This window comes from Giesbergeria anulus, from assembly GCF_900111115.1.
In the GTDB taxonomy this organism is placed as follows: Bacteria; Pseudomonadota; Gammaproteobacteria; order Burkholderiales; family Burkholderiaceae_C; genus Simplicispira; species Simplicispira anulus.
The window spans coordinates 484,727-504,998 of sequence record NZ_FOGD01000002.1; the positions used below are offsets into that span (position 1 = coordinate 484,727).

The following is a 20,272-nucleotide window of genomic DNA, read 5'->3' on the forward strand; positions in this document are numbered from 1 at the left end:
AACGATTCTTCACGGCCCATGCCTACACCTCCACCATCATCGAGCGCACTGCCCGCTTGGATGACACCACGCAATCTGCTGTGGGCCTCTGTGGGCATGGCCCTGACCACCATGGCCCTCAAAACGATGGCGTGGTACATCACCGGCTCGGTGGGGCTGCTCTCGGATGCGATGGAATCGGTGGTCAATCTGGCCAGCGCCATGTTTGGCGTAACGATGGTGACGCTGGCGGCCCAGCCTGCCGACGACAACCACCCCTATGGGCACCACAAGGCAGAGTATTTTTCCTCCGCCTTTGAAGGGATGCTGATTTTTGTCGCCGCCGGAGCCATTTTGTGGACGGCCATAGAGCGCCTGCTCGCACCGCAGCCGCTGGAGCAAGTGGGCTGGGGGTTGGCGCTATCGGTGTTTAGCTCACTGCTCAATGGCGGCTTGGCTTGGGTGATGCTGCGCGCCTCACGCCAGCACCGCTCCATCGCTTTAGAGGCTGATGCGCGCCATTTGTTCACCGATGTCTGGACTTCCGCCGGGGTCGTGTTGGGTTTAGGTGCCGTGGCCCTGACCGGCTGGAACTGGCTTGACCCCGTGGTGGCTATTGGTGTGGCCCTCAACATCTTGCGAGAAGGAGCACATCTGATCTGGCGCTCCTCGCAAGGCCTGATGGATGAAGCGGTGGAACCAGACGTGCGCGACACTATCCAGCAAACTTTGACCACTTTTTTACACCAACACAATGCCAGTACAACACCATCGGGTTGTGTACGCTTTGACCACATCACCACGCGCATGGCAGGCCAGCGCCGTTTTGTCGATTTGCATATGCACATTCCCGGCCATTGGACACTCAGCCATGCCGCCGAGCTGCGCGGCCAAGTAGAACAGGCACTGATGGCGGCTGTGCCCGGCTTGCGCACCACCATTGAGCTGCTGCCTTGTAATGTTGAAGCCTACCTAGACCCGGTAGCTGCCCCGGAGTCCCATCCATGATCAGCCTGTTACAGCGCGTGCGCCAAGCCCATGTCGAGATTGAGGGCCAAGTGGTAGGCCAAATTGGCCCCGGTGTGCTGGTGCTGCTGTGTGCCGAGCGTGGCGACAGCCCCGCCGAGGCCCAAAAATTGCTGACCAAGTTGCTCAAACTGCGCATCTTTAGTGATGAGGCAGGCAAGATGAACCGCAGCGTGCAAGATGTGCAGGGTGGCTTGCTGATCGTGAGCCAATTCACGCTGGCCGCCAATACCAGCGCCGGCAACCGGCCCAGCTTTACCCAAGCGGCAGCCCCCGAAGACGGGCGGCGCTTGTATGACTATTTTGTCGCCCAAGCCCGCGCCCAGCATCCACTGGTGCAAACGGGCCAGTTTGCCGCCGATATGCAAGTGCATTTGGTCAACGATGGCCCAGTGACCATTCCGTTGCGCATCGCACCCACGGCCCTACAAACCGCAGGGATGGGGGCCGCTCAGTTGGCGTAGTACGATGGCTGCGCCACCGATTGCGGCTTGGCCGTAGGCAGCTCAAAGGCACCGGCAGGCAAAGCATCGCTGTTCAGCGCCGGGGTGGTGGTATTGCCCAGCAACATACCGCGCAGCTTTTGCAGGCTTTCTTGGAACGAGCCGGTCAGGCGCTCGCCCTCGGCGCGGCTGGTCACAATGTAGGGCGTGATGGTGATGAGCAGCTCGGTTTTGTCGCGCACCTTTTTGGTCGAGCCAAACAAGCCGCCCAAAATCGGGATATCTTTAAAACCCGGCACCCCAGTGCTGGTGTTGTTGCCTTTGCTCTGAATCAGGCCCGCCAGCATGATGGTTTTGCCGTTCTCAATGGTCACATCGGTGGTCACTTTGCGCTTAGAGAAGCTCGGATACTCTGAGCCCCCAGTGGAGACAGAATTGCCCAAGCTGCTCACTTCTTGCGCAATGCTCAACGACACATTGCCCGAAGCGGTAATGCTGGGCTTGACCTCCAGCAAAATGCCGGTGGGGCGGTACTGCACCGAGTTGGAGGTGGAGAACGAACTACCACTGAGCAAACTGCCACTGCTGGGGGTAGACACCGTTTGCGTAATCACCGGAATCTCATCGCCCACTTCTACCTTGGCAATTTTGCCGTCGCTGGCCAGCACATGGGGCGTAGACAGGATGTTGACATCGGTATCTTGGCCCAACAAATTGAGCATACCAATCACCTGCCCAGCGCTGCCAAAAACAGCATAGTTCAGGCCAGTGCTTGAACCTGTTACCGCAGGTGTCGCCCCACCGGGACTACTAACACCGGGCTTAATAGCCCCCTCCAGCCCGACAAAGCCCGGCCAGCTCTTGCCGTTGCGCGACAACGCCGATTTGAGCCACCACTCCACACCATATTGCAGGGTATCGGTGAGCGTCACTTCGGCCACCATCACCTGAATCAGCACTTGGCGCGGCACCGAGTCGAGGCGCTCTAGCACCTTGCGAATCTGCTGATAATCTTGTGCTGAAGCACGGATGATGAGCGAGTTGGTCACATCATCGGCAATCACCTGCACCGAGCCACCCAGCCCGGTGCCTGTCCCGGTGCTACCGGGTGTGCCGGGCACGTTGCTGCCGCGCTCAATGGTGCGTGTGGTGCCTGCCGCCGCTGTATTGGCTGTACTGGCTATTGTTCCCCCCAAGCCCCCAGCGCCACCACCACCGCCGGCACTAGAGCTACCAAAAGCCGAGCTGTTGGCCGATGGCAAGGTCGAGGCCCCGGAGTTGCTGGCTGCCGGTGCAGCGGCCCCACCAAACAGTTGCTGCAAAATGCCCGACAGATGCTGGGCATTGCTGTTGACCACCGGATAAACGTGCACATAGGCCCCCAAGCCATTGCGTGGCTCGGTATCTAGCGTTTTTGTCCACTGCTCGGCGGCCTGCATCAGCTTGTCGTTGGCCGTGGCTACCAAGAGGGCGTTCATGCGCACCACGGGCAGAACATAAACCTTGTTGGCATCCGTGCCCGCCCAGTTAAACAGGCCGGAGGTTTTAAACAGGCCATCAATCTCCTTGGCCATATCGTTGGCCTCGGCGTGCTCTAGCGGCAGCAGCTTGATCTGGACATGGTTGAAGTAATCCACATCCAGTGTTTTCACCATATCGACAATTTTGTCTACGTTGGCCTGCCGGTCGGCCACGATCAGGTGCTTGTTGGTCGGATCGTTGGTAATGGCCGCCTGTGACCCGACAAAATTGCGCAGGGTATTGACAAGCTGGTTGGCTTGCACAAAACGCAGCGGAATGATCTGCATCACCACCGAGCCTGCACCTACGCCTTGGCCGCTCAAAGAATCACGCACCGCCGCCGCATCGCGCAGCACCTTGTAGGTCTTGCCTTGGCGCACGATGGCAATATTGCTGGTAGACAAGGCCGTCTCTAGCGCGCTAAAGATGTCGGCCATGCTGATGGCCCCGGTGCTCTTGAGCGTAATACGGCCCTGTACTGACGGATCAATGATGTAGTCGAGCTTGAGGATGTCGCCCAGCACCACCTGCAACACGTCGTAAATGTCGGCGTTGTCAAACTTGAGCGTCACGCCGGGGTTGGGGGTGTTAGACAGCTCGGCACCTGCATTGCCGGTAGGCGCTGCGGTTCGAGCTGGCGGCACAGGCGTGGCAGCAAGGGCTGGAGTGGCAGCCAGCGGCTGAGTAGCTACGGGCGTTGGTGCTGCCGGTGCGGGTGCTGGGGCCACTGGCGCAGGTTTAGCTTTGTTGAGTAGTGTAGACAGCGTGGTTGCACTAGCAGCCGTGGGTGCAGTGGCATCTGCTGCTGGCGTTGGCGTTGGCGCTGGTGCCGGATTGGCTGCCTGCATGGGCAGGCCGGTAAACGGATTGACCATGACCGGCGGCTGCTGCGCCAGCACGCTAGGAGCCATCAAGGCCACGCCGGGCACCAACAGACTGGCAAGGGCGATTTTGCGCAGCATGAAAGAGGGTAGTTTGTTCATTATTGTGGCTTACGAGAATTCGGAAGATCGCGGTTGTTTTTGGCAGTGGCTGCGGCTGCGGCTACGGTTTCCAGCGCGGCTGGCATGGGTTTCATGTGCAGGCTGGTCAGGCGCATGGTGATATCGAGCTGCTGGCCGCCGCGCTGTGGGTCGGGCACCACCTTGAGCTCCAGATTTTCGATGCCCAGCGTCTTGGGCGCTTGGGCCAAGGCCGCTTGCAGGCGGGGCAACTGCTGCGGCACCCCCTGAAAATGGGCAGTCAGGGAGATACGGTTTACCACCGTATTGACCGGCTTGTCTTGCAGGTCGGTGAATTGCACGCCATCAAAATACAGCGATTGCAGCATAGGCTGCAACTGGCCCTGCATGGCTTGCAGCGCCTCTTGCGCGTTAGCGTGGACAAAGACCTTTTGCTGCACAGTCTGAAAATCAGCGTTTAGCTTGTCATGGCTAGCCACGATTTTTTCGTTCAGTGCGAGGATGCTTTCGTTGTTTTCTGCCGTCAGTTGCTGATCGACCACTTCTTCGCGCTTTTCAAGATAAGGCCCCAGATGCTCATCGAACAAAGAGGCCAGCAGCAGTACAACCACCACCGGAAAAGCAAAGTATTTGATGCCGTGTTCACGGTACACACGTTGGGCCGCACGTTTCATGGTTTTGCCTTTTCTGGCTCGGTGGGTTTGGCCTCGGCGGCGGGGGCAGGTTCAGGCGCAGGTGCTTGTTTAGCGGCCTGCATATGGATGGCAATACTTTGCTCAGCCAAAAACTCAGGCACGGGCATCTCGGTAAAAGGCTGGTACTGCGGCAAAGGATGCTCGCGCAGCCACTGCACAGCAGCTTCATCGCCAGTGCCTGCCAAGGCCACGTCTTTTCCATCCAAGCGCAGGTAAAGCAGCGCTGCTGGGGGTGGCGGAAACACGGCCAGAACGTCAGGCAGGGCCGCTGCGGCTTGGCTGTCTTTGTCCAGTGCCTGGGCGGCATGCACCACATCGGCCATCCACAGGGTTTTGGCCTTGAGCAGCTTGGCCGCTTCTACCTTGGGGGCTTGCTTGCGCAAATCTTCGTGAGCGTCTTCGATTTGGCGCTCTAGCCGTCCATCGTGCCACAGCATGGTGCCCAAGGCTGCCAGCCCCAGCACTGCCGCCGCCATGCTCCAAATGTTGATTTTTTGGATCAACTCGTTGTGCGTGGCTTGCAGCACGATGCCCTCTAACCCAGAGCGCCAAAGCTGCTCTAACAAGGGGGCCGGCGGCTGTACAGGCAAGGCCTGCGCAGCATGAGGCCAAGCCTCTTTGGCAGGCAGCTGTGCAGCAGGGGCCAACAATTGCACGCCCCCCTTGGCAGCCTCCCTCTGGTTTTCAGGCAAGCTGGCCAGTTCGATCTGTAGCAGCCCGGCCAAACCATCGCCCAGCGCCGCAGACTCAACCACGCGGCTGCGCAAAATGGCCCCACTGGGGGCAAAAATATGCAAGAAATAATCGTCTTGCGCACCCTCTAACACCAAGCTGATGTGCTTTTTGCTGCGCGCGCACAGGGGTTGGAACAGTTGTGCCCGGGCAAAAAGCTCTACCGCCCGCAGTTGGCAGGCGCTACTGATACGCTCAATTTCAGTAGCCCAATCTTTGTGCATCCAAAGCAGGGATTTTTCCTCCTCTGGGCCAAAGCGGTCTGGTTGTGTGAGCACGCTGCCCGGCGCAAAGGGAAGCAGGGCACCCGGTTCTGCCAGCGCAGTCGCTGGCATAGGCGGCAAGACGCCCAGAATGTCGCCCGCCAACACCCAGTACACATCGCTGCGGGCCGGAATCTGCCAACTCTGGCAGCACTCCTTCAAGGCTGCCTGTACGCGCTGGAGATAGTCATCACCCTCAGGCAATGGTGTTTGGTGCGCATGGGCCTGCTTCCAGCCCAGCCAGCCGCGCTGAAAGTGCAGCACCTGCACACCGTGCGGAGAAAGAGAGACGAGCAGTTGGTGTCGCCGTGAAGGAGAAGTAAACCGGTTGCGCATGGGGTAAAGCGTCACAATCCTAAAAAATAATCGTCAATGGCCGTGCTGACCTCAAAACGGTAGGCTGCGTTCTGTCCATTGGTCCAGCACCTGCAAAGCCCCATTCTTTTTGCCCACCGTGGCCCGCAAAATGCTGCTACCAGCTACCGGTTTGCTACGCTGCGGATAAGCCCGCAACAACCACACCGGGTTGTCCGGGGTGGCTGCTGTCAGCCCCGTGCCCTGCAACCATGCCTGAAACTGCACCGGCGCAACCGAGCCAGCGCGCCGCCATTGGCCCAGTTGTTGCAACTGCGCATCTGTGGCGTTGCCCAGCACCGCAAACAGGGGCAGCGGCGTTAAGTCTTTATCCACCTTTTTGTGGCCTGACCCAACCACCAGCCAATGCTGCAAGCCCTGCACGGCCCCAGCCACGGTGGTAGTAGAGACCATTCTGCGCGGAATCTCTGGCCAATCGAGCAATTCTTGCAGACTGGCAAAGCCAGCACCACCACGCATGCGGATCAGCTCTTGCTTGAACTCCACCAAGCGGGCGGCCAAAGTTTGTGCAGCCAGCGGTGTCGGGGCCCCCAGCAGCAAGAACAGGCGCTCCCACTCTGGTGCCGTGAGTGTATTGGCATCAGGCAGGCCGAGGGCCTCTTGCACCTGCACCTCGATGCGCCGCTTGGCCACCGTGACGGTATAGGGCTGGGGGGTAGGCCGCCAAAACTGCCCATTGCGCAGCAGTTCATCTTTCGGGTCAAGCTGCAAACTATTGACCGCGTCAGTGAGGGCCAATTGGGCAACAGCATACTGCACAGCCCCGTGCAGGGCGTAGTTTTCTTGGAGCAAGTCTTTTTCGCGGGCCAGCAACTGGGTATCTAGGCGCAGCGAGGCACTGACTCCCAGCACCAAGGTAGACACCACCGCCAGCAGCCCCAAGGCGAACAACAAGACATAGCCGCGCTGGCGCGCACCGGGGCGGGGGTAAGGTAGAGGCAGTAAAGGCGGCATCAGCGCGCTCCATCCCGGTCTGCGCTATAGACCACTGGCGGCACATCGGCGTGCAGGCCCGATAGTGCCAGCCGCAGCAAAGCGGGTGGCGGTTGGGTGGGTTCCCAGCGTTTCACCCAACGCGGCTCTGGCTGGCCTTGCGCGTTCAGGCCCTGTAGTAAAAAGGAAAAAGCACACACCTGCAACTGCGCGGCCAGCACCGTTTGCGTGCCCTCTTCGGTTTTGGGGGGCGGCGGCAAACGCGTTGTGGAGGCACCCACTGGCAGGGGTGGAGGCAGGGGCTGCACCTGATAAAGCAAAGACCAGCCGCGCCCACCCGCAGATGGCTCACAACGGTAACGCACCCGTGCCAGCGGCAGCGGTAGCACAGCAGCCCCCTTGGGCAACTGCAAGGGATGCACGGTGTCAAACTCCAGCACCGCACCGTCTGAGGCCACGCGCAGGCCACGCCCAGCCCACTCGTGGCGCAAAATGCGTTCCACAGCGCGTACGCTGTCACGGGCTTGGGTGCGGCTTTGGTTGCGGGCATAAAAATCTGACGACATAGACAGCGCCACCGTACCCACCATCGCCACCAATGACGACAAAGCCAGCGCCACAATCAGCTCCAGCAAGGTAAAACCCTGCTGCCGTGGCCCAAGATGCTGCAATCGCTTCATGGCTTTATTGGAGCAGGTGGCGCTGGAGTGGCTGGGCTGGCCGCCGCTGGGGCAGCACTATCCAAGCGATAGGTACTAAGCCGGTACGACTGTGGTGCCCCTTTCGGCCCCCAAAACACCTCAATTTCCACCTCTTGCAATTTTTGCGTAAAGCCAGTGAGCCGGGCCATCTGGCGGGGCTCTAACAGGGGCACCGGGCGTATTTGGATACGGTAGCCCAAGTCGATGCCCGCAAAGCGTTCTTCACCGGCATCGGTAGCCAGCACATAGTCGGGGTGTTTGAGCACTTCATCGAGCTTGGCGCGGGCCAAGGCCATCGCGGCGGCGTGGGCACTGGCTTTGCCATCGAGCTGCGTGCTGCCAGAAATAGCGGTGAAGGCGATAGCCAGCCCCACACTGAGCAGCACCATCGCTACCAGCACCTCCAGCAGGGTAAATCCGTGCTGGGGGCGATGGCGGGGTTTAGGGGGCGGCTGCCACCCAGTCTTGTCGTTCGATACGGCCACTGATTTTTGCCAAATGAAAAATTTGCTGCATTCCCGTAGGGGTGCGGATCAAAAAACGGGCCTCAGACAGGCTGCCATCGGGATAGAACACCAGCGCTAGGCTAGAAGCCGCCACATCAGAGGAGACCGAAGAGGCGGGACGAAACTGGTAACGCGGTGGCAATTGGAGCACTGGGCGCTGCTCTTTGGCCGCTACTTGCTGCACGATAGTGCCGCGTTGAAAATCCACCAACGCCTGCACGGTGGCACCACCCAACACCGCTTTGTTGCGCAAGCGCTTGAGTTCTAGTTGCGTCCGGTCAATCCAGTGCCGTTCGTTGGCCCGCAAAGCCATCTGATCGACTGACACAATCGCCAGCCCGGTACCAATGCCAATCAACACCAGCACCAGTAGCAGTTCCAGCAGCGTAAAGCCTAGGGATGAATGCTTGGCCGGTGCGTGGCGTGCCAAGCGGCTCATTCCCAGCTATGGATGTCGGTGTTGTCGCCACTGCCCCCTTCTTTGCCATCAGCGCCCAGCGAGGACAGCTCATAGTCGGCTTTTTCGCCCGGCGCTTTATAGACATAAGAGTTGCCCCAAGGGTCTTTGTCCACGCGCTTTTTCAGGTAGGGGCCGCGCCACTTCAGGGCTTCAGCGGCATCAGCAGGCTTATCAGACAAGGCGCGGATACCTTGTTCCGTGCTGGGATACTGCGACATATCCAGCCGGTAGGTATCGAGCGCCGCACCCACCATCTCGATTTGGGTGCGTGCTGCCTTGATTTTGGACGAATCGAGCTGTCCAAACAGCCGTGGCCCCACCAGCGAGGCCAGCAGGCCCAAAATGACCATCACGATCAGCAGCTCGATCAGCGTAAAGCCGCGCGAGCGACGCCGAGAGTAAGACAATTTTTTGTTTTGAAATAGCATGTGTACCAAAGCCCGCTCACATAGGCATGTCATTGATCGAAAAAATAGCCGTTAGCATCGACACCACAATGCCGCCAATCAGGCCGCCCATCAGCAAAATCATCATGGGCTCAAACAAGGCCACCAGATTGCGCGTGGCTTTTTGGATGTCCTTTTCGTACTGGTCGGCTACTTTAATCAGCATGGTGTCTAAGGCCCCCGATTCTTCACCCACGGTGGCCAATTGCCCCAGCAGTTTGGGAAAGAACGGATCAGCGCGCACCGGCGCTGACACGCCCCGCCCTTCTTGCACCGCACGCACCAGCCGATCCAGCGCTTTGCGCAGCGGGATATGGTCGGTCAACTCGCGCACGATACGCATGCCGGTGAGTATCGGAACCCCACTGGACAGCAGAGTTCCCCAAGTACGGCAAACATGGGCCAATTGCACCTTGAGTAGCAACGGCCCCAGCACCGGTAGGCGCAGCAGGACTAGTTGCCAGCGCTCGCGCCACAGCTCGTCGCGCAGAGCCATCGTAAAGCCCACTACCGCCAGCACCAGCCCAATGACAAAGAAAATGCCATAGGTTTTGAGAAACTCGCCAATGCCAATCAATACCGCTGCGGGCAGGGGCAGGGCTTGGTTCATGTCAGAAAAAATCTGGCCAAACTTGGGCAGCACAAACACCGTCAGGCCCAGCAAGGCGCTCATGCCAAACAAAAATAGCAAGATCGGGTAGATGGACGACGTGACCAAAAACGAGCGAAACTCCATGCTGCGGGTATAAAACTCCACCAAACGGCGCATCACCACCGGCAGCACGCCGCCTTCTTCACCGGCACGCACCATGTTGATATACAACCGTGGAAATACCTTGGGATGCAGCATGAAGGCATCGGCCAAGGTGTTGCCCTTTTCTACCTCTAGCACCACCTGCTGCATCACGGCACGAAAATGGGCCTGCTCTAGGCTGCCCGTGCTGATGTGCAGCGCCCGGTCTAGTGGCAAGCCCGCATCGAGCAAAGTGAGCAATTGTTCCGTCATGGCCAGCACATGCTTGATGCTGACTCGCTCTTGGCCCCAACGCCCAGCGGTGGAGCCGGTGCCGGACGATGGCGTGGCTACTGGGCGCTCTGGTGCGGGGGTGGGCTGTGCTGCCCCGGCAGGCCGGGCGCGCGCGGGCACGGCTGCCGCAGCAGACGGCACATCCTTATCCGCAGCGCTGGGGCTTGGGCGTGGCCGCACTACTGAATCTCCTGCCGCGTCACGCGGGCCAATTCTTCTAGCGTAGTGATACCCGCCAGCACCTTGCGAATGCCATCGGCACGCATGGTACGCACGCCCTGCTCTTGCGCTTTTTTGCGCACGCCTTCAGCGGAGAGCTTTTTGATAATCGCCTCTTTGATGGCCGTGGTCATGGGCAACAACTCGTAAATGCCGGTACGCCCGGTGTAACCCGATTGCCCACAATGGCTGCAACCCCGGCCATGAAACAGTTGTGGCACCTGATCGGCAGAGACCCCTTCTTCGGCCAGAAACAACAAATCGGCCTCAGTGGGAGGAGTGGCCTCTTTGCAGTGTGGGCAAATCATGCGCACCAAGCGCTGCGCTACGATCAGCACAACGGAAGAAGCAATCAGGTAGCTTTCTACCCCCATGTCCATCAAGCGGTGCGCTGCGCCAAAAGAATCGTTGGTGTGCAGGGTAGAAAATACCAAGTGCCCAGTGAGCGCCGACTGGATGGAGATTTCAGCCGTTTCTTGGTCGCGGATTTCGCCTACCATGATGATGTCTGGGTCTTGGCGCACGATAGAGCGCAGGGCACTGGCAAAGGTCAGGCCAATTTGCGCTTTGACCTGAATTTGGTTAATACCATCAATTTGGTATTCCACCGGGTCTTCTACGGTGATGATCTTGTTTTCTGGCACATTCACGCAGCCCAGCGCCGCATACAAAGTGCTGGTCTTGCCGCTGCCAGTGGGGCCAGTCACCAAAATCATGCCGTGCGGCTGTGCAATGGCCTGCTCCAAGGCTTGCAGGGTTTCATCGTCCAGCCCCAAAGACTCTAGCCCCATCAGGCCCGGCCCTTGGTCTAGCAAGCGGATCACCATGCTCTCACCATACACCGTGGGCACGGTAGAGACACGCATATCCACTTGCCGCCCAGCCACTTCCATTTTCATGCGACCATCTTGGGGCAGGCGGCGCTCGGCAATGTTCATTTTGGCGCGCAGCTTCAGGTGCGAGATGGCCGGGGTGTACATACGCCGAGGCGGCGGTTCGGACTCGCACAACACGCCATCGACCCGGTAGCGCACCCGAAACTGCTGCTGGGAGATTTCAAGGTGCAAGTCAGAAGCCCGGCGCTCCACCGCCCGCAGCAGCAGAGCTTGCACCAAGCGCACCACAGGCGCATCTTCGGCCAGTGCCTTGAGGGTTTCTAGATCGTCGTCGGGGCTGTCGCCGCTGCTGTCTACCTCGGCTTGGGTAAAGGCATGGGCGTCAGAGCTTTCTGGGTTATAGACTTGGGCCAACTGGGTGGCAATCCAAGCCTTGGGGGCCAAAGATAGTACTACTGGGGCGGTAAAAAACTGCTTGAGCGCATCGAGCGCAGCCATGCGTACAGGCACAGCGCTGACCACTTGCACCGCCGCAGCATCCACTGACAGCGGCAATAAACCGTTGGCACGCAAAAACTCCGGTGACAGTCCGGCCACGGGCAGTATCGGCACGGATTGGAGTGCGGCAGTATCGAGCACTGGAGCGCGCAGATTGCGGGCAAACTCGGCCAGAAGGGGGGCCTCCGCAGCGTCCGTTGCGGTGCCGGGGGGATGGCTGCTCATATTCAAGGAAGTGGGGATGTTCTGCCAGAGGCTGCCTTGCCACGGCCCTAGGGGTACCGGGGCGGCCAAATAAAGGGACTGAGACCACCACCGCTAGGCGCTGCGATGGCTGGTCAGCCTGCTATTCTACCGATTCAGCTTTGGCAAGCCCCAGCAGGCCATCCACCCCATAAAGTACCGCCATGCGCCCCAGCGCAGCAGGCAAGCCCTGCACCTGCAAAGACCGGCCTTGCCCCAACACGGTGCGGCGGCATTCGAGCAGCACCGCCAAGGCTGACGTGTCAAACTGGCGCAGCGCCGAGGCATCGAGCACCAGTACGGCATCGGTGTGCGTGGTAAAGGCTTGCTGCAAACGCGCCAAAGTGGCCGCAGCTTGCGGGTGGGTTAACTCCGCTGGCAGGGCCAAGGCCGGAGCTCCGGGGGCGTTAACGCTTGGCGGCATTGCTCAGGTTGCGCGCAGCCAGCGATTCAATCAGGCCATCGACACCCTTGGCATTGATCTCTTGGCCAAACTGGGTGCGGTAGGTATCAACCAGCCAAACGCCCAGCACATTGAGGTTGTAGATTTTCCAGCCTGCCCCGACGCCGGGGGTTTTTTCGAGCCGGTAGTCCAACTGCACCGGATCGCCTCGGCCCCGCACTTCAGTGCGTACCAGCACATCTTTATCTTCCGGTGCGGCGCGCAGCGGTTTGACGGTGACGGTTTGGTCATTGACTTGGGTGAGCGCACCGGCATAGGTACGCACCAGCAGGGTTTTAAATTCTTCTTGCAAGCGTTGTTGTTGTGGCACGCTGGCTTGACGCCAGCCGGGGCCGACGGCAGCCGCCGTCATGCGGCGAAAGTTAACATTGGGCATGATGGTTTTGTCCACCAGCGTGATGATCTTGTCGATCTCACCGGCCTTGATGCTTTTGTCGGCGCGCAAGGCATCGAGCATCTCGGTAGAGAGGCGGCGGATCAGGGCGTCTGGGGCTTCATCATCAGCGGCATGGGCAGCAGGCAAGCCCGCGCCCATCATCCATAGGGCCAGTGTGGTGGCGGCCCAGCGGCCTAAAAAACGTCGTTGCATAAAATTCCTTTGAAACATCAGGGCGCGTGCCGGGCTTATTGTTCAGGCTCTGGGGGCAAGCTACCGTCGGAGCCGCCCTCTGCTGCAGTGCTAGCACTGGGGCCTGCACCTGCACGCTGGCTGCGTACCCGCAAAAACACATCGCGGGTAAAGCTGTATTTGTCTAGGGCTGCGCCATCGAGTACCTCGCCAGCGCGCAAAAAATTGGCACGGGTATCGACCAAGCGCAGCGCGTATAGGCTGTTGCGCGTAGCGATGTCATTGACGCCACTGAGCAGATTGCCTTGGCTATCGACCGGCAGGGCCAGCGTGTCACGCACCGTCGATGGCCCCAGCAGCGGCAACACCACATAGGGGCCAGATGGCACCCCCCAGTGGCCCAAGGTAAGGCCAAAATCTTGTTTGTGCCGCTCCAGCCGCATCTCGCTGGCAATATCGAGCACCCCCCCCAAGCCCAACATAGTGTTGATGCTAAAGCGGAAAAAGCTACTCATGGCTGCCTCACCACGCAATTGCAGGGTGTTGTTGACGAACGACCACGCATCACCCAAATTAGCAAAAAAGTTGCTGACGCCGGTACGTGCCAACGCGGGCACCGCCTGTTGGTAGCCGGTGGCCACTGGCTTGAGCACCGCCTCATCTACCACCTCATTAAAGCGGCTCATGCTGCGGTTGTAAGGCTCGAACGGGTCTTGTGGATGGGCTTGTGGGCCTGTAGCGCAACCGGCCAGCATCCAACTAGAGACGACCAAAACGGCAGTGAGGCGACGGGCCATGACAGGCTGGAAAGAGAGATTCATTATTTTTTACCGTCTGTGGGGGCAGGCTCGGATTCTGCGGCTTTGTTAAACAGCACTTGGCCGATCAGGTTTTCTAACACGATAGCCGATTGGGTAGCTGTGACCACATCGCCATTGACCAAAGTAGCCTCATCAGCACCTGCCTCGATACCGATATATTGCTCACCCAGTAGCCCGCTGGTCAAAATTTTGAGCGAGCTGTCTTTGGGAAAGGCGTAGCGTTTTTGCAATACCAGCGTGATCTGGGCCTGGAAAGTTTTGTCGTTAAAGGTGACGGATTCAACCCGGCCCACCACCACCCCAGCGCTACGCACTGCCGCTTTGGGCTTGAGGCCGCCGATGTTATCAAAGCGCGCCGTAACGCGGTAGCTGGACTCAAAATTGAGCGTGAGTAAATTGGCCGATTGCAGGGCCAAAAATACCAGCCCAAGCACCCCCAGCATGACAAAAAGGCCGACCCAAACATCGTTCTTGGATTGCTGCATTATGATTTTTCTCTCTTGTACCGCCCGCCGTAGCGGGCGTCAAATACTGAACATGGCGGCTGTAAGCACAAAATCGAGCGCCAGCACGGCCAACGAAGCCATCACCACCGTGCGCGTGGTGGCCAGCGAGACGCCCTCAGGCGTGGGCTTGGCGGTATAACCTTGGAGCAGGGCCACAAAGGTGACGGTAAAGCCAAAGGCCACACTTTTAATCACACTATTGCCCAGATCACTAAACACATCCACACCGCCTTGCATTTGGCTCCAGAAGGCACCAGCATCTAGGCCGAGCATAGGCACAGCCACGGCCCAACCGCCCATCACGCCAACGGCATTGAACACCAGTGACAGCAACGGCATGGCAATCACGCCACCCCAAAAACGCGGGGCCAAAATGCGCTGCACTGGATCAACGGCCATCATCTCCATGGCGCTGAGTTGCTCCCCGGCACGCATCAGGCCAATTTCAGCGGTGAGCGAGGTGCCAGCGCGCCCGGCAAACAGCAGTGCGGTAATCACCGGCCCCAGTTCACGCAATAGGCTCAGAGCCACCAACTGGCCCAATGCCTCGGTAGAGCCAAAGTCTTGCAAGGTGTAGTAGCCCTGCAAGGCCATGACAAAACCCACAAACAGGCCAGACACCGCAATGATGGCCAGCGAATAATTACCCAAAAAATGCACTTGGTCGCGCACCAGCCCAGGGCGGGCAAAAGTGGCGGGCAACAATTGCAACAAGCGCCCGAACAGCCGAGCACCTTGGCCGATAGCGGCCAACTCGCGGCGCACAGCCAAGCCGACAGTGGCGGGGTGGTACCAGCTCATGGGTGGCCTCCGCCTGTACTGATGGGGCCAAAATCTTGCTCCACCTCTGGCCCCGGATAATGGAACGGCACGGGCCCCGTGGGCAGCGCATGGACAAACTGGTGTACCAGCGCATCGGTGCTCTGGCGCACTTCGTCGGGTTTGCCTTGGGCGGCAATGGTGCCCGGCCCCAAAATAATAACGTGGTCGGCGATTTGGAAGGTGATGTCTACATCGTGCGAGACGATGATGGTGGTCAGGCCCATCGCATCGTTAAGCTGGCGAATCAACTGCGCTGCCGTACCCAAAGAAATCGGGTCGAGACCAGCAAAAGGCTCGTCGTACATCACCAGTTCCGGGTCAAGCGCAATGGAGCGCGCCAAGGCTACCCGCCGCGCCATACCGCCAGAAATTTGTGCAGGCATCAAATCGCGAGCGCCGCGCAGGCCCACGGCATGGAGCTTCATGAGCACAATGTCGCGGATCAGCAGCTCGGACAAATTGGTGTGCTCGCGCAACGGAAAAGCCACGTTGTCAAACACCGTCATGTCGGTAAACAATGCACCAAACTGGAACAGCATCCCCATGCGCCGACGCGCAGCATACAAGGCCGCTGTGTCCATACGGCCCACATCTTGGCCGTCAAACAGCACCTGCCCTTGCTGGGCTTTTTGCTGGCCGCCAATGAGGCGCAGTACCGTGGTTTTGCCACCACCTGAGGCTCCCATAATGGCCGTGACCTTGCCGCGTGGCACTGCCAACGACAAGCCGCGCAAAATAGGCCGCTCGCCATAGCTGAAATGGACGTCGCGCAGCTCGACAAAGGGGGCAACAGAAGAAGGTGGAGAAGATGAAAGCATGGAAAGGCAGCACGCAACCCGCCATGATAGGCGCTAAAGGCTGGCCCTGTGGTGTATTAGGTTTATCCCGTAGGCGGTTTGGCTATGATGCGCAGCCTTCGCCAGTGTCCGCCCGCAGGCTGTGAAAGAGATTTTTGCATGCCCCATGCCTTGCCCCTTGTTTCGCCTGTTGCTCCGCCCACTCCAGCCCACACCAGTGGCCTGCACCTGATGGCAGACCTGCATGGTTGCCAAGGCGATAGCCGCCTGATGCACGATGCCACCTGCCTACAAGCCTTTTGCCAAGCCAGCGTAGCACAGGCTGGCTTGACTGCTGTGGGCTGCTTGTTTCACCATTTCGGTGAACAAGGCGGCGTCACGGGCGTGGTGGTGTTGGCCGAGTCACACCTGTGCATCCACACTTGGCCTGAGGCCGCCTATGTCACGCTGGACGTTTACGTGTGCAACTATTCCAGCAACAACCAGCGCAAGGCCGAACAACTGTTAGCCACCTTGCAGCACGCCTTTCAGGCCAGCGATGCCCGGTTGCACCGGGTTGAGCGCCGCTAACACTGCAAGCAGGCGCGCCTAGGTCAGAGCGCGCACATGGCCCCGGCTATCGTGCAAGCGAAACACGCTCACCACCTGGGTCAGGGTATCGGCTTGGCTGTGTAGGGCGTCGGCAGCGCTGGCGGCCTCTTCTACCATCGCGGCATTTTGCTGTGTGGCCACTTCCATCTGCTCAATAGCCATATGCACCTGCTCAATACCTGCGCTTTGCTCGGCACTGGCAGCGGTGATCTCGCCCATGATGTCGGTGACGCGGCTGATGCTGGCCACAATCTGCTCCATCGTGTGACCTGCTTGCTCTACCAGATGGCTGCCAGTCTCGACTTTATCGACCGAATCGCTAATCAAGGTTTTGATCTCTTTGGCCGCTTCAGCACTGCGCCCAGCCAAGCTGCGCACCTCAGAGGCCACCACGGCAAAACCCCGGCCCTGCTCACCGGCACGGGCCGCCTCTACCGCCGCATTGAGTGCCAAGATGTTGGTCTGGAAAGCAATTCCATCAATGACGCTGATGATGTCCACAATCTTTTTGGATGAGGTATTGATGGAGCGCATGGTATCGACCACCTGTGCCACCACGTCGCCACCTTGGGTGGCCACCTGCGAGGCCGATTGCGCCAACTGATTGGCTTGGTGGGCATTGTCGGCATTTTGCTTGACGGTGCTGGTCAGCGTTTGCATGGAAGATGCCGTTTCTTCTAATGAAGTCGCCTGCTGCTCGGTGCGTACCGACAGCTCGGTGTTGCCTGCGGCAATCTGGCTCGATGCCGAGGCAATGGTATCGGTGCCGATGCGCACCCGCTGCACCGTATTGAGCAAGCTGGCGTTCATGTCTTTGAGGGCCTGCATTAGCTCGCCGGTCTCATCGCTGGACTCGACCACGATCTCCATCGTCAAATCACCACTGGCAACATGGCGCGCCACCTCCACGGCTTTGCGCAGAGGGCGGGTGATGCTGCGGGTAGTGCCCCAAGCCAGCAAACCGCCCAAGAGCACCGCTACCACCGCTGCGGCATACAGCAATTGGCTTAAACGGTGACTGGCCGCCTCGGCTTGTGCCCGCATTTGTTGCTCGGCCGTTTGTTGCCGTTGCACCAGCTTATTGATCTCCACCAGCACTTGCCGGTAGATAGGGTCCACCTGATTAGCGATGGTGCGAGCCACCCCCTCGGTATCAAAGGCCAAGGCTTGACCAATAGCTTGGGCAGTGGGGGCTTCTAGGCTCTTTTCTAGCTGGGTAATGCGGCTGAAGATGGTTTTTTCTTCTTCAGTAGCCCCTAATGCCATTAGTTGCTCGCGGGCTTGGGCAAACAGCTTCCACTGCTCTTTAAGCTGTGCCTCTTCTTTATTCATCCCCGCTACTTCGCTGTGCAGGCCAATACTGCGGATGGACACCACCCCTTCAAGCTGCGCCGCCTTCATGGCAGTAGTCCATTGGAGCTTGGCGCTGGCTAGCTCCAAACCTTGGAACAACTGCTCTTGGTTACGGGCATTACTGGTATTGACCAGTGCCACCACGGCAATCAACAGGGCCAAGACAATACCAAAGCCGACTTTTAGGCGCGTGCCGATACGCAGATCATTGATCTTCATATTTCAATCCACGCCCCTACTGGAGCGCTATCAAACCACAGCGGGCTTGAGGTAAGGTGCAATAGTGCAATAGTGCCGACCTATGCCACCGCAGTGCAGTGGTGGCATGGAGGAAAGAAAAATTTACTTGTAAATACCAACACCAATCAACACGTCGTCAATCTTTTCGACATAAGTAGATTTGGGTTCAACCACTTTAGTGATGGCATTGGGCCATTTGTAATCTACCCAACCCTTGCCGCTTTTCTGTGCGGTTTCAACAAAACTCTTGACGATGAACTTACCATCAGCGTCTTTAATTTCTAGCAGGTTTTTACCAATCAGCTTGGCGTTAGAACCGTGGCATTTGTTATTGCCCAACATGTCGTAACACATGACATACAGGTCTTTTTGTACAAAGGCACCCTTGGGGTTGTTGAATTCAGCAAATGCTTTTTCTTGTCCGCTCGACTTGATGAGGGCAACGCCCTTCTTGACCATCGCCATGGCCTCTTCTGCGGTGCCCTTGTCAGAAGCTACTGCACCAAAAGCCAGAGTGAGTGCTGTCATACCCACTGCGATCTGCTTGAACACGGTTTTCATAAAAATATCTCCTTTTTTTTTGATTTCAGATACTGCCATTGGGCACTATCTTGTGCCGGTTTTATGCCAAAGCAATGACAAAATCAATGGCACCGCCCCCAGTATCACACTGCGGCCTGTCACCAAATTGACGCACTGCACAAAAAAGCCGCCCTCACTTGCATGGGCAAGCACGGGCGGCTACAGCAAGTCGGTGTACCAGCTTAACGTGGCAGGCTCGATTGGCCCATCAAGAAGCTATCGACAGCGCGTGCCGCTTGGCGGCCTTCGCGGATGGCCCACACCACCAAAGATTGGCCCCGGCGGATGTCACCCGCAGCAAACACCTTAGACACACTGGTGGCATAGCCGCCCTGGTCTTCGGTGCTGGCACGGGCATTGCCACGGGCGTCTTTGTCAATGCCAAAGGCATCAAGCACGGCGGCCACGGGGTTCACAAAGCCCATCGCCAGCAACACCAAGTCGGCTTGGTAGTGCTTTTCAGTGCCTGCAATTTCAACCAGCTTGCCGTCTTTGAACTCGACTTGTACCGTGGTCAAGCCCTTGACCTTGCCCTTCTCACCGATAAATTCTTTGGTGGAAATGGCAAATTCGCGCACGCAGCCTTCGTCGTGGCTGGAGCTGGTACGCAGCTTGAGCGGCCAGTAAGGCCAAACCAGCGGCTTGTTTTCTTGCTCAGGTGGCATGGGCATGACTTCAAATTGGGTCACGCTAGCCGCGCCGTGGCGGTTGCTGGTGCCAACGCAGTCGCTGCCGGTGTCGCCACCGCCAATGACGATAACATGCTTGCCATCGGCACGCAGTTGACCCTTGAGCTTATCCCCGGAATTGACCTTGTTTTGCTGGGGCAAGAACTCCATCGCAAAGTGGATGCCATCCAAGTCGCGGCCCGGCACGGGCAGATCGCGCGATTGTTCGGCACCACCGGTTAGCAACACGGCATCAAACTCGGCCTGCAATTGCGCTGGGCTGATGGTTTCTTTGGCCCAGTTGGTGACTTTGGAACCTTTGCCCATGCCTTCTTTGGGGTCGGCCACCAGCACACTGGTGCGGATGGTCACGCCTTCGGCTTCCAATTGCTTGGCGCGGCGGTCGATGTGCGACTTTTCGAGCTTGAAGTCAGGAATGCCGTAGCGCAGCAGGCCACCGATGCGGTCGTTCTTTTCGAACAAGGTCACGTCGTGGCCGACGCGGGCCAGTTGCTGCGCTGCCGCCATGCCAGCGGGGCCAGCACCCACCACTGCCACTTTTTTGCCAGTTTTTTGCGCGGCGGGCTGGGGTTGCACCCAGTTGTTTTCCCAGGCTTTGTCGATGATGGCGTGTTCAATGCTCTTGATGCCAACAGGGGCATCATTGATATTGACGACACAGGCCGCCTCGCAAGGGGCCGGGCAGATGCGGCCCGTGAACTCCGGAAAGTTGTTCGTGCTGTGCAACACGTCAATGGCGTTTTTCCAGTCGCCACGGTACACCAGATCATTGAAGTCTGGAATGATGTTGTTAACGGGGCAACCGTTGTTGCAGAACGGGGTGCCGCAATCCATGCAGCGTGCGCCCTGCACCTTGGCCTGTTCGGGGGCCAAGCCGATGACAAACTCCTTGTAGTTTTTGAGCCGCTCCGGCACGGGCAGGTAGCCCTCTTCGATGCGGTCGTATTCCAAAAAGCCAGTAGTCTTTCCCATGAT

The 20,272-nt window shown here is 58.7% G+C and carries 22 protein-coding genes; 3 read left to right on the forward strand and 19 right to left on the reverse strand.

The genetic code is table 11. The annotated features are described in order from the left end of the window. The first annotated feature begins 18 nt into the window (after positions 1 to 18). Together BMX55_RS06195 and dtd are read left to right on the forward strand one after the other, a co-directional pair. On the forward strand, positions 19 to 987 hold the full coding sequence (locus BMX55_RS06195) for a cation diffusion facilitator family transporter (protein WP_091454394.1): 969 nt from the start codon (positions 19 to 21) through the stop codon (positions 985 to 987). Beyond that, positions 984 to 1,469 (forward strand): D-aminoacyl-tRNA deacylase, encoded by a 486-nt coding sequence (dtd, locus tag BMX55_RS06200; RefSeq protein WP_091454395.1) that lies wholly within the window; start codon positions 984 to 986, stop codon positions 1,467 to 1,469. Before BMX55_RS06195 ends, dtd begins: the two co-directional genes overlap by 4 nt. Here dtd and gspD read toward each other — a convergent pair. From gspD to BMX55_RS06280, 16 genes are all read right to left on the reverse strand, one after another. Next, entirely contained in the window at positions 1,457 to 3,952 is a 2,496-nt protein-coding gene (gene gspD / locus BMX55_RS06205) for a type II secretion system secretin GspD (protein ID WP_091454396.1), read from the reverse strand. The two genes, dtd and gspD, sit on opposite strands and share 13 nt — an antisense overlap. Continuing rightward, positions 3,952 to 4,605, reverse strand: a complete 654-nt coding sequence (locus BMX55_RS06210; RefSeq protein WP_091454397.1) for a hypothetical protein — start codon at positions 4,603 to 4,605, stop codon at positions 3,952 to 3,954. The genes gspD and BMX55_RS06210 overlap by 1 nt, the downstream gene beginning before the upstream one ends. Beyond that, a complete protein-coding gene (locus BMX55_RS06215) occupies positions 4,602 to 5,957 on the reverse strand; it encodes a hypothetical protein (protein ID WP_143059582.1) in 1,356 nt (451 codons plus the stop codon). The genes BMX55_RS06210 and BMX55_RS06215 overlap by 4 nt, the downstream gene beginning before the upstream one ends. A gap of 51 nt (positions 5,958 to 6,008) precedes the next feature. Then, positions 6,009 to 6,950, reverse strand: coding sequence for a hypothetical protein (locus BMX55_RS06220; RefSeq protein WP_091454399.1), 942 nt, complete (start codon positions 6,948 to 6,950; stop codon positions 6,009 to 6,011). Beyond that, complete coding sequence (locus BMX55_RS06225; protein WP_091454400.1) at positions 6,950 to 7,609, reverse strand: PilW family protein; 660 nt, start codon at positions 7,607 to 7,609, stop codon at positions 6,950 to 6,952. Before BMX55_RS06225 ends, BMX55_RS06220 begins: the two co-directional genes overlap by 1 nt. After that, positions 7,606 to 8,115 (reverse strand): prepilin-type N-terminal cleavage/methylation domain-containing protein, encoded by a 510-nt coding sequence (locus BMX55_RS06230; protein WP_177172830.1) that lies wholly within the window; start codon positions 8,113 to 8,115, stop codon positions 7,606 to 7,608. The genes BMX55_RS06225 and BMX55_RS06230 overlap by 4 nt, the downstream gene beginning before the upstream one ends. Next, positions 8,072 to 8,575 carry a prepilin-type N-terminal cleavage/methylation domain-containing protein gene (locus BMX55_RS06235; RefSeq protein ID WP_091454405.1) on the reverse strand — a complete coding sequence of 168 codons (504 nt, stop codon included), beginning with the start codon at positions 8,573 to 8,575 and terminating at the stop codon, positions 8,072 to 8,074. The genes BMX55_RS06230 and BMX55_RS06235 overlap by 44 nt, the downstream gene beginning before the upstream one ends. Further along, positions 8,572 to 9,024 carry a type II secretion system major pseudopilin GspG gene (gspG, locus tag BMX55_RS06240; RefSeq protein ID WP_091454925.1) on the reverse strand — a complete coding sequence of 151 codons (453 nt, stop codon included), beginning with the start codon at positions 9,022 to 9,024 and terminating at the stop codon, positions 8,572 to 8,574. The genes BMX55_RS06235 and gspG overlap by 4 nt, the downstream gene beginning before the upstream one ends. Before the next feature lie 16 nt (positions 9,025 to 9,040). Next, positions 9,041 to 10,249: a type II secretion system F family protein gene (locus BMX55_RS06245; RefSeq protein WP_091454407.1), complete on the reverse strand. Its 1,209-nt coding sequence runs from the start codon at positions 10,247 to 10,249 to the stop codon at positions 9,041 to 9,043. Then, the gene (locus BMX55_RS06250; protein WP_091454409.1) at positions 10,249 to 11,847 is read right to left on the reverse strand and encodes a GspE/PulE family protein; all 1,599 of its coding nucleotides are present in this window, start codon (positions 11,845 to 11,847) and stop codon (positions 10,249 to 10,251) included. Before BMX55_RS06250 ends, BMX55_RS06245 begins: the two co-directional genes overlap by 1 nt. A gap of 121 nt (positions 11,848 to 11,968) precedes the next feature. Continuing rightward, entirely contained in the window at positions 11,969 to 12,289 is a 321-nt protein-coding gene (locus tag BMX55_RS06255; RefSeq protein ID WP_091454411.1) for an STAS domain-containing protein, read from the reverse strand. Next, positions 12,273 to 12,917, reverse strand: coding sequence for an MlaC/ttg2D family ABC transporter substrate-binding protein (locus BMX55_RS06260; RefSeq protein ID WP_091454414.1), 645 nt, complete (start codon positions 12,915 to 12,917; stop codon positions 12,273 to 12,275). The genes BMX55_RS06255 and BMX55_RS06260 overlap by 17 nt, the downstream gene beginning before the upstream one ends. 35 nt (positions 12,918 to 12,952) lie before the next feature. Then, a complete protein-coding gene (locus BMX55_RS06265) occupies positions 12,953 to 13,717 on the reverse strand; it encodes an MlaA family lipoprotein (protein WP_091454417.1) in 765 nt (254 codons plus the stop codon). After that, positions 13,717 to 14,202, reverse strand: coding sequence for an outer membrane lipid asymmetry maintenance protein MlaD (mlaD, locus tag BMX55_RS06270; RefSeq protein ID WP_091454421.1), 486 nt, complete (start codon positions 14,200 to 14,202; stop codon positions 13,717 to 13,719). Before mlaD ends, BMX55_RS06265 begins: the two co-directional genes overlap by 1 nt. A gap of 39 nt (positions 14,203 to 14,241) precedes the next feature. After that, complete coding sequence (mlaE, locus tag BMX55_RS06275; protein ID WP_091454426.1) at positions 14,242 to 15,024, reverse strand: lipid asymmetry maintenance ABC transporter permease subunit MlaE; 783 nt, start codon at positions 15,022 to 15,024, stop codon at positions 14,242 to 14,244. After that, positions 15,021 to 15,863: an ABC transporter ATP-binding protein gene (locus BMX55_RS06280; protein ID WP_091454430.1), complete on the reverse strand. Its 843-nt coding sequence runs from the start codon at positions 15,861 to 15,863 to the stop codon at positions 15,021 to 15,023. The genes mlaE and BMX55_RS06280 overlap by 4 nt, the downstream gene beginning before the upstream one ends. Before the next feature lie 138 nt (positions 15,864 to 16,001). Here BMX55_RS06280 and speD point away from each other — a divergent pair, with 138 nt between their 5' ends. Next, complete coding sequence (speD, locus tag BMX55_RS06285) at positions 16,002 to 16,412, forward strand: adenosylmethionine decarboxylase (protein WP_091454434.1); 411 nt, start codon at positions 16,002 to 16,004, stop codon at positions 16,410 to 16,412. Positions 16,413 to 16,430: 18 nt separating this feature from the next. Here speD and BMX55_RS06290 read toward each other — a convergent pair whose 3' ends face one another. The 3 genes from BMX55_RS06290 to BMX55_RS06300 all read right to left on the reverse strand — a co-directional run bounded on the left by BMX55_RS06290 (position 16,431) and on the right by BMX55_RS06300 (position 20,269). Further along, complete coding sequence (locus BMX55_RS06290) at positions 16,431 to 18,005, reverse strand: methyl-accepting chemotaxis protein (RefSeq protein ID WP_091454436.1); 1,575 nt, start codon at positions 18,003 to 18,005, stop codon at positions 16,431 to 16,433. Between the two features lie 123 nt (positions 18,006 to 18,128). Beyond that, on the reverse strand, positions 18,129 to 18,587 hold the full coding sequence (locus BMX55_RS06295) for a cache domain-containing protein (protein ID WP_091454928.1): 459 nt from the start codon (positions 18,585 to 18,587) through the stop codon (positions 18,129 to 18,131). A gap of 203 nt (positions 18,588 to 18,790) precedes the next feature. Beyond that, positions 18,791 to 20,269 (reverse strand): glutamate synthase subunit beta, encoded by a 1,479-nt coding sequence (locus BMX55_RS06300; RefSeq protein WP_091454440.1) that lies wholly within the window; start codon positions 20,267 to 20,269, stop codon positions 18,791 to 18,793. Between the last annotated feature and the right edge of the window lie 3 nt (positions 20,270 to 20,272).

Excerpts from the sequence above, each read along its gene's own strand:
- BMX55_RS06195 (WP_091454394.1), top strand. The coding sequence starts at position 19 with ATGCCTACACCTCCACCATCATCGAGCGCACTGCCCGCTTGGATGACA.
- dtd (WP_091454395.1), top strand. The coding sequence starts at position 984 with ATGATCAGCCTGTTACAGCGCGTGCGCCAAGCCCATGTCGAGATTGAG.
- gspD (WP_091454396.1), bottom strand. The coding sequence starts at position 3,952 with ATGAACAAACTACCCTCTTTCATGCTGCGCAAAATCGCCCTTGCCAGT.
- BMX55_RS06210 (WP_091454397.1), bottom strand. The coding sequence starts at position 4,605 with ATGAAACGTGCGGCCCAACGTGTGTACCGTGAACACGGCATCAAATAC.
- BMX55_RS06215 (WP_143059582.1), bottom strand. The coding sequence starts at position 5,957 with ATGCGCAACCGGTTTACTTCTCCTTCACGGCGACACCAACTGCTCGTC.
- BMX55_RS06220 (WP_091454399.1), bottom strand. The coding sequence starts at position 6,950 with ATGCCGCCTTTACTGCCTCTACCTTACCCCCGCCCCGGTGCGCGCCAG.
- BMX55_RS06225 (WP_091454400.1), bottom strand. The coding sequence starts at position 7,609 with ATGAAGCGATTGCAGCATCTTGGGCCACGGCAGCAGGGTTTTACCTTG.
- BMX55_RS06235 (WP_091454405.1), bottom strand. The coding sequence starts at position 8,575 with ATGAGCCGCTTGGCACGCCACGCACCGGCCAAGCATTCATCCCTAGGC.
- gspG (WP_091454925.1), bottom strand. The coding sequence starts at position 9,024 with ATGCTATTTCAAAACAAAAAATTGTCTTACTCTCGGCGTCGCTCGCGC.
- BMX55_RS06250 (WP_091454409.1), bottom strand. The coding sequence starts at position 11,847 with ATGAGCAGCCATCCCCCCGGCACCGCAACGGACGCTGCGGAGGCCCCC.
- BMX55_RS06255 (WP_091454411.1), bottom strand. The coding sequence starts at position 12,289 with ATGCCGCCAAGCGTTAACGCCCCCGGAGCTCCGGCCTTGGCCCTGCCA.
- BMX55_RS06260 (WP_091454414.1), bottom strand. The coding sequence starts at position 12,917 with ATGCAACGACGTTTTTTAGGCCGCTGGGCCGCCACCACACTGGCCCTA.
- BMX55_RS06265 (WP_091454417.1), bottom strand. The coding sequence starts at position 13,717 with ATGAATCTCTCTTTCCAGCCTGTCATGGCCCGTCGCCTCACTGCCGTT.
- mlaD (WP_091454421.1), bottom strand. The coding sequence starts at position 14,202 with ATGCAGCAATCCAAGAACGATGTTTGGGTCGGCCTTTTTGTCATGCTG.
- mlaE (WP_091454426.1), bottom strand. The coding sequence starts at position 15,024 with ATGAGCTGGTACCACCCCGCCACTGTCGGCTTGGCTGTGCGCCGCGAG.
- BMX55_RS06280 (WP_091454430.1), bottom strand. The coding sequence starts at position 15,863 with ATGCTTTCATCTTCTCCACCTTCTTCTGTTGCCCCCTTTGTCGAGCTG.
- speD (WP_091454434.1), top strand. The coding sequence starts at position 16,002 with ATGCCCCATGCCTTGCCCCTTGTTTCGCCTGTTGCTCCGCCCACTCCA.
- BMX55_RS06290 (WP_091454436.1), bottom strand. The coding sequence starts at position 18,005 with ATGAAGATCAATGATCTGCGTATCGGCACGCGCCTAAAAGTCGGCTTT.
- BMX55_RS06295 (WP_091454928.1), bottom strand. The coding sequence starts at position 18,587 with ATGAAAACCGTGTTCAAGCAGATCGCAGTGGGTATGACAGCACTCACT.
- BMX55_RS06300 (WP_091454440.1), bottom strand. The coding sequence starts at position 20,269 with ATGGGAAAGACTACTGGCTTTTTGGAATACGACCGCATCGAAGAGGGC.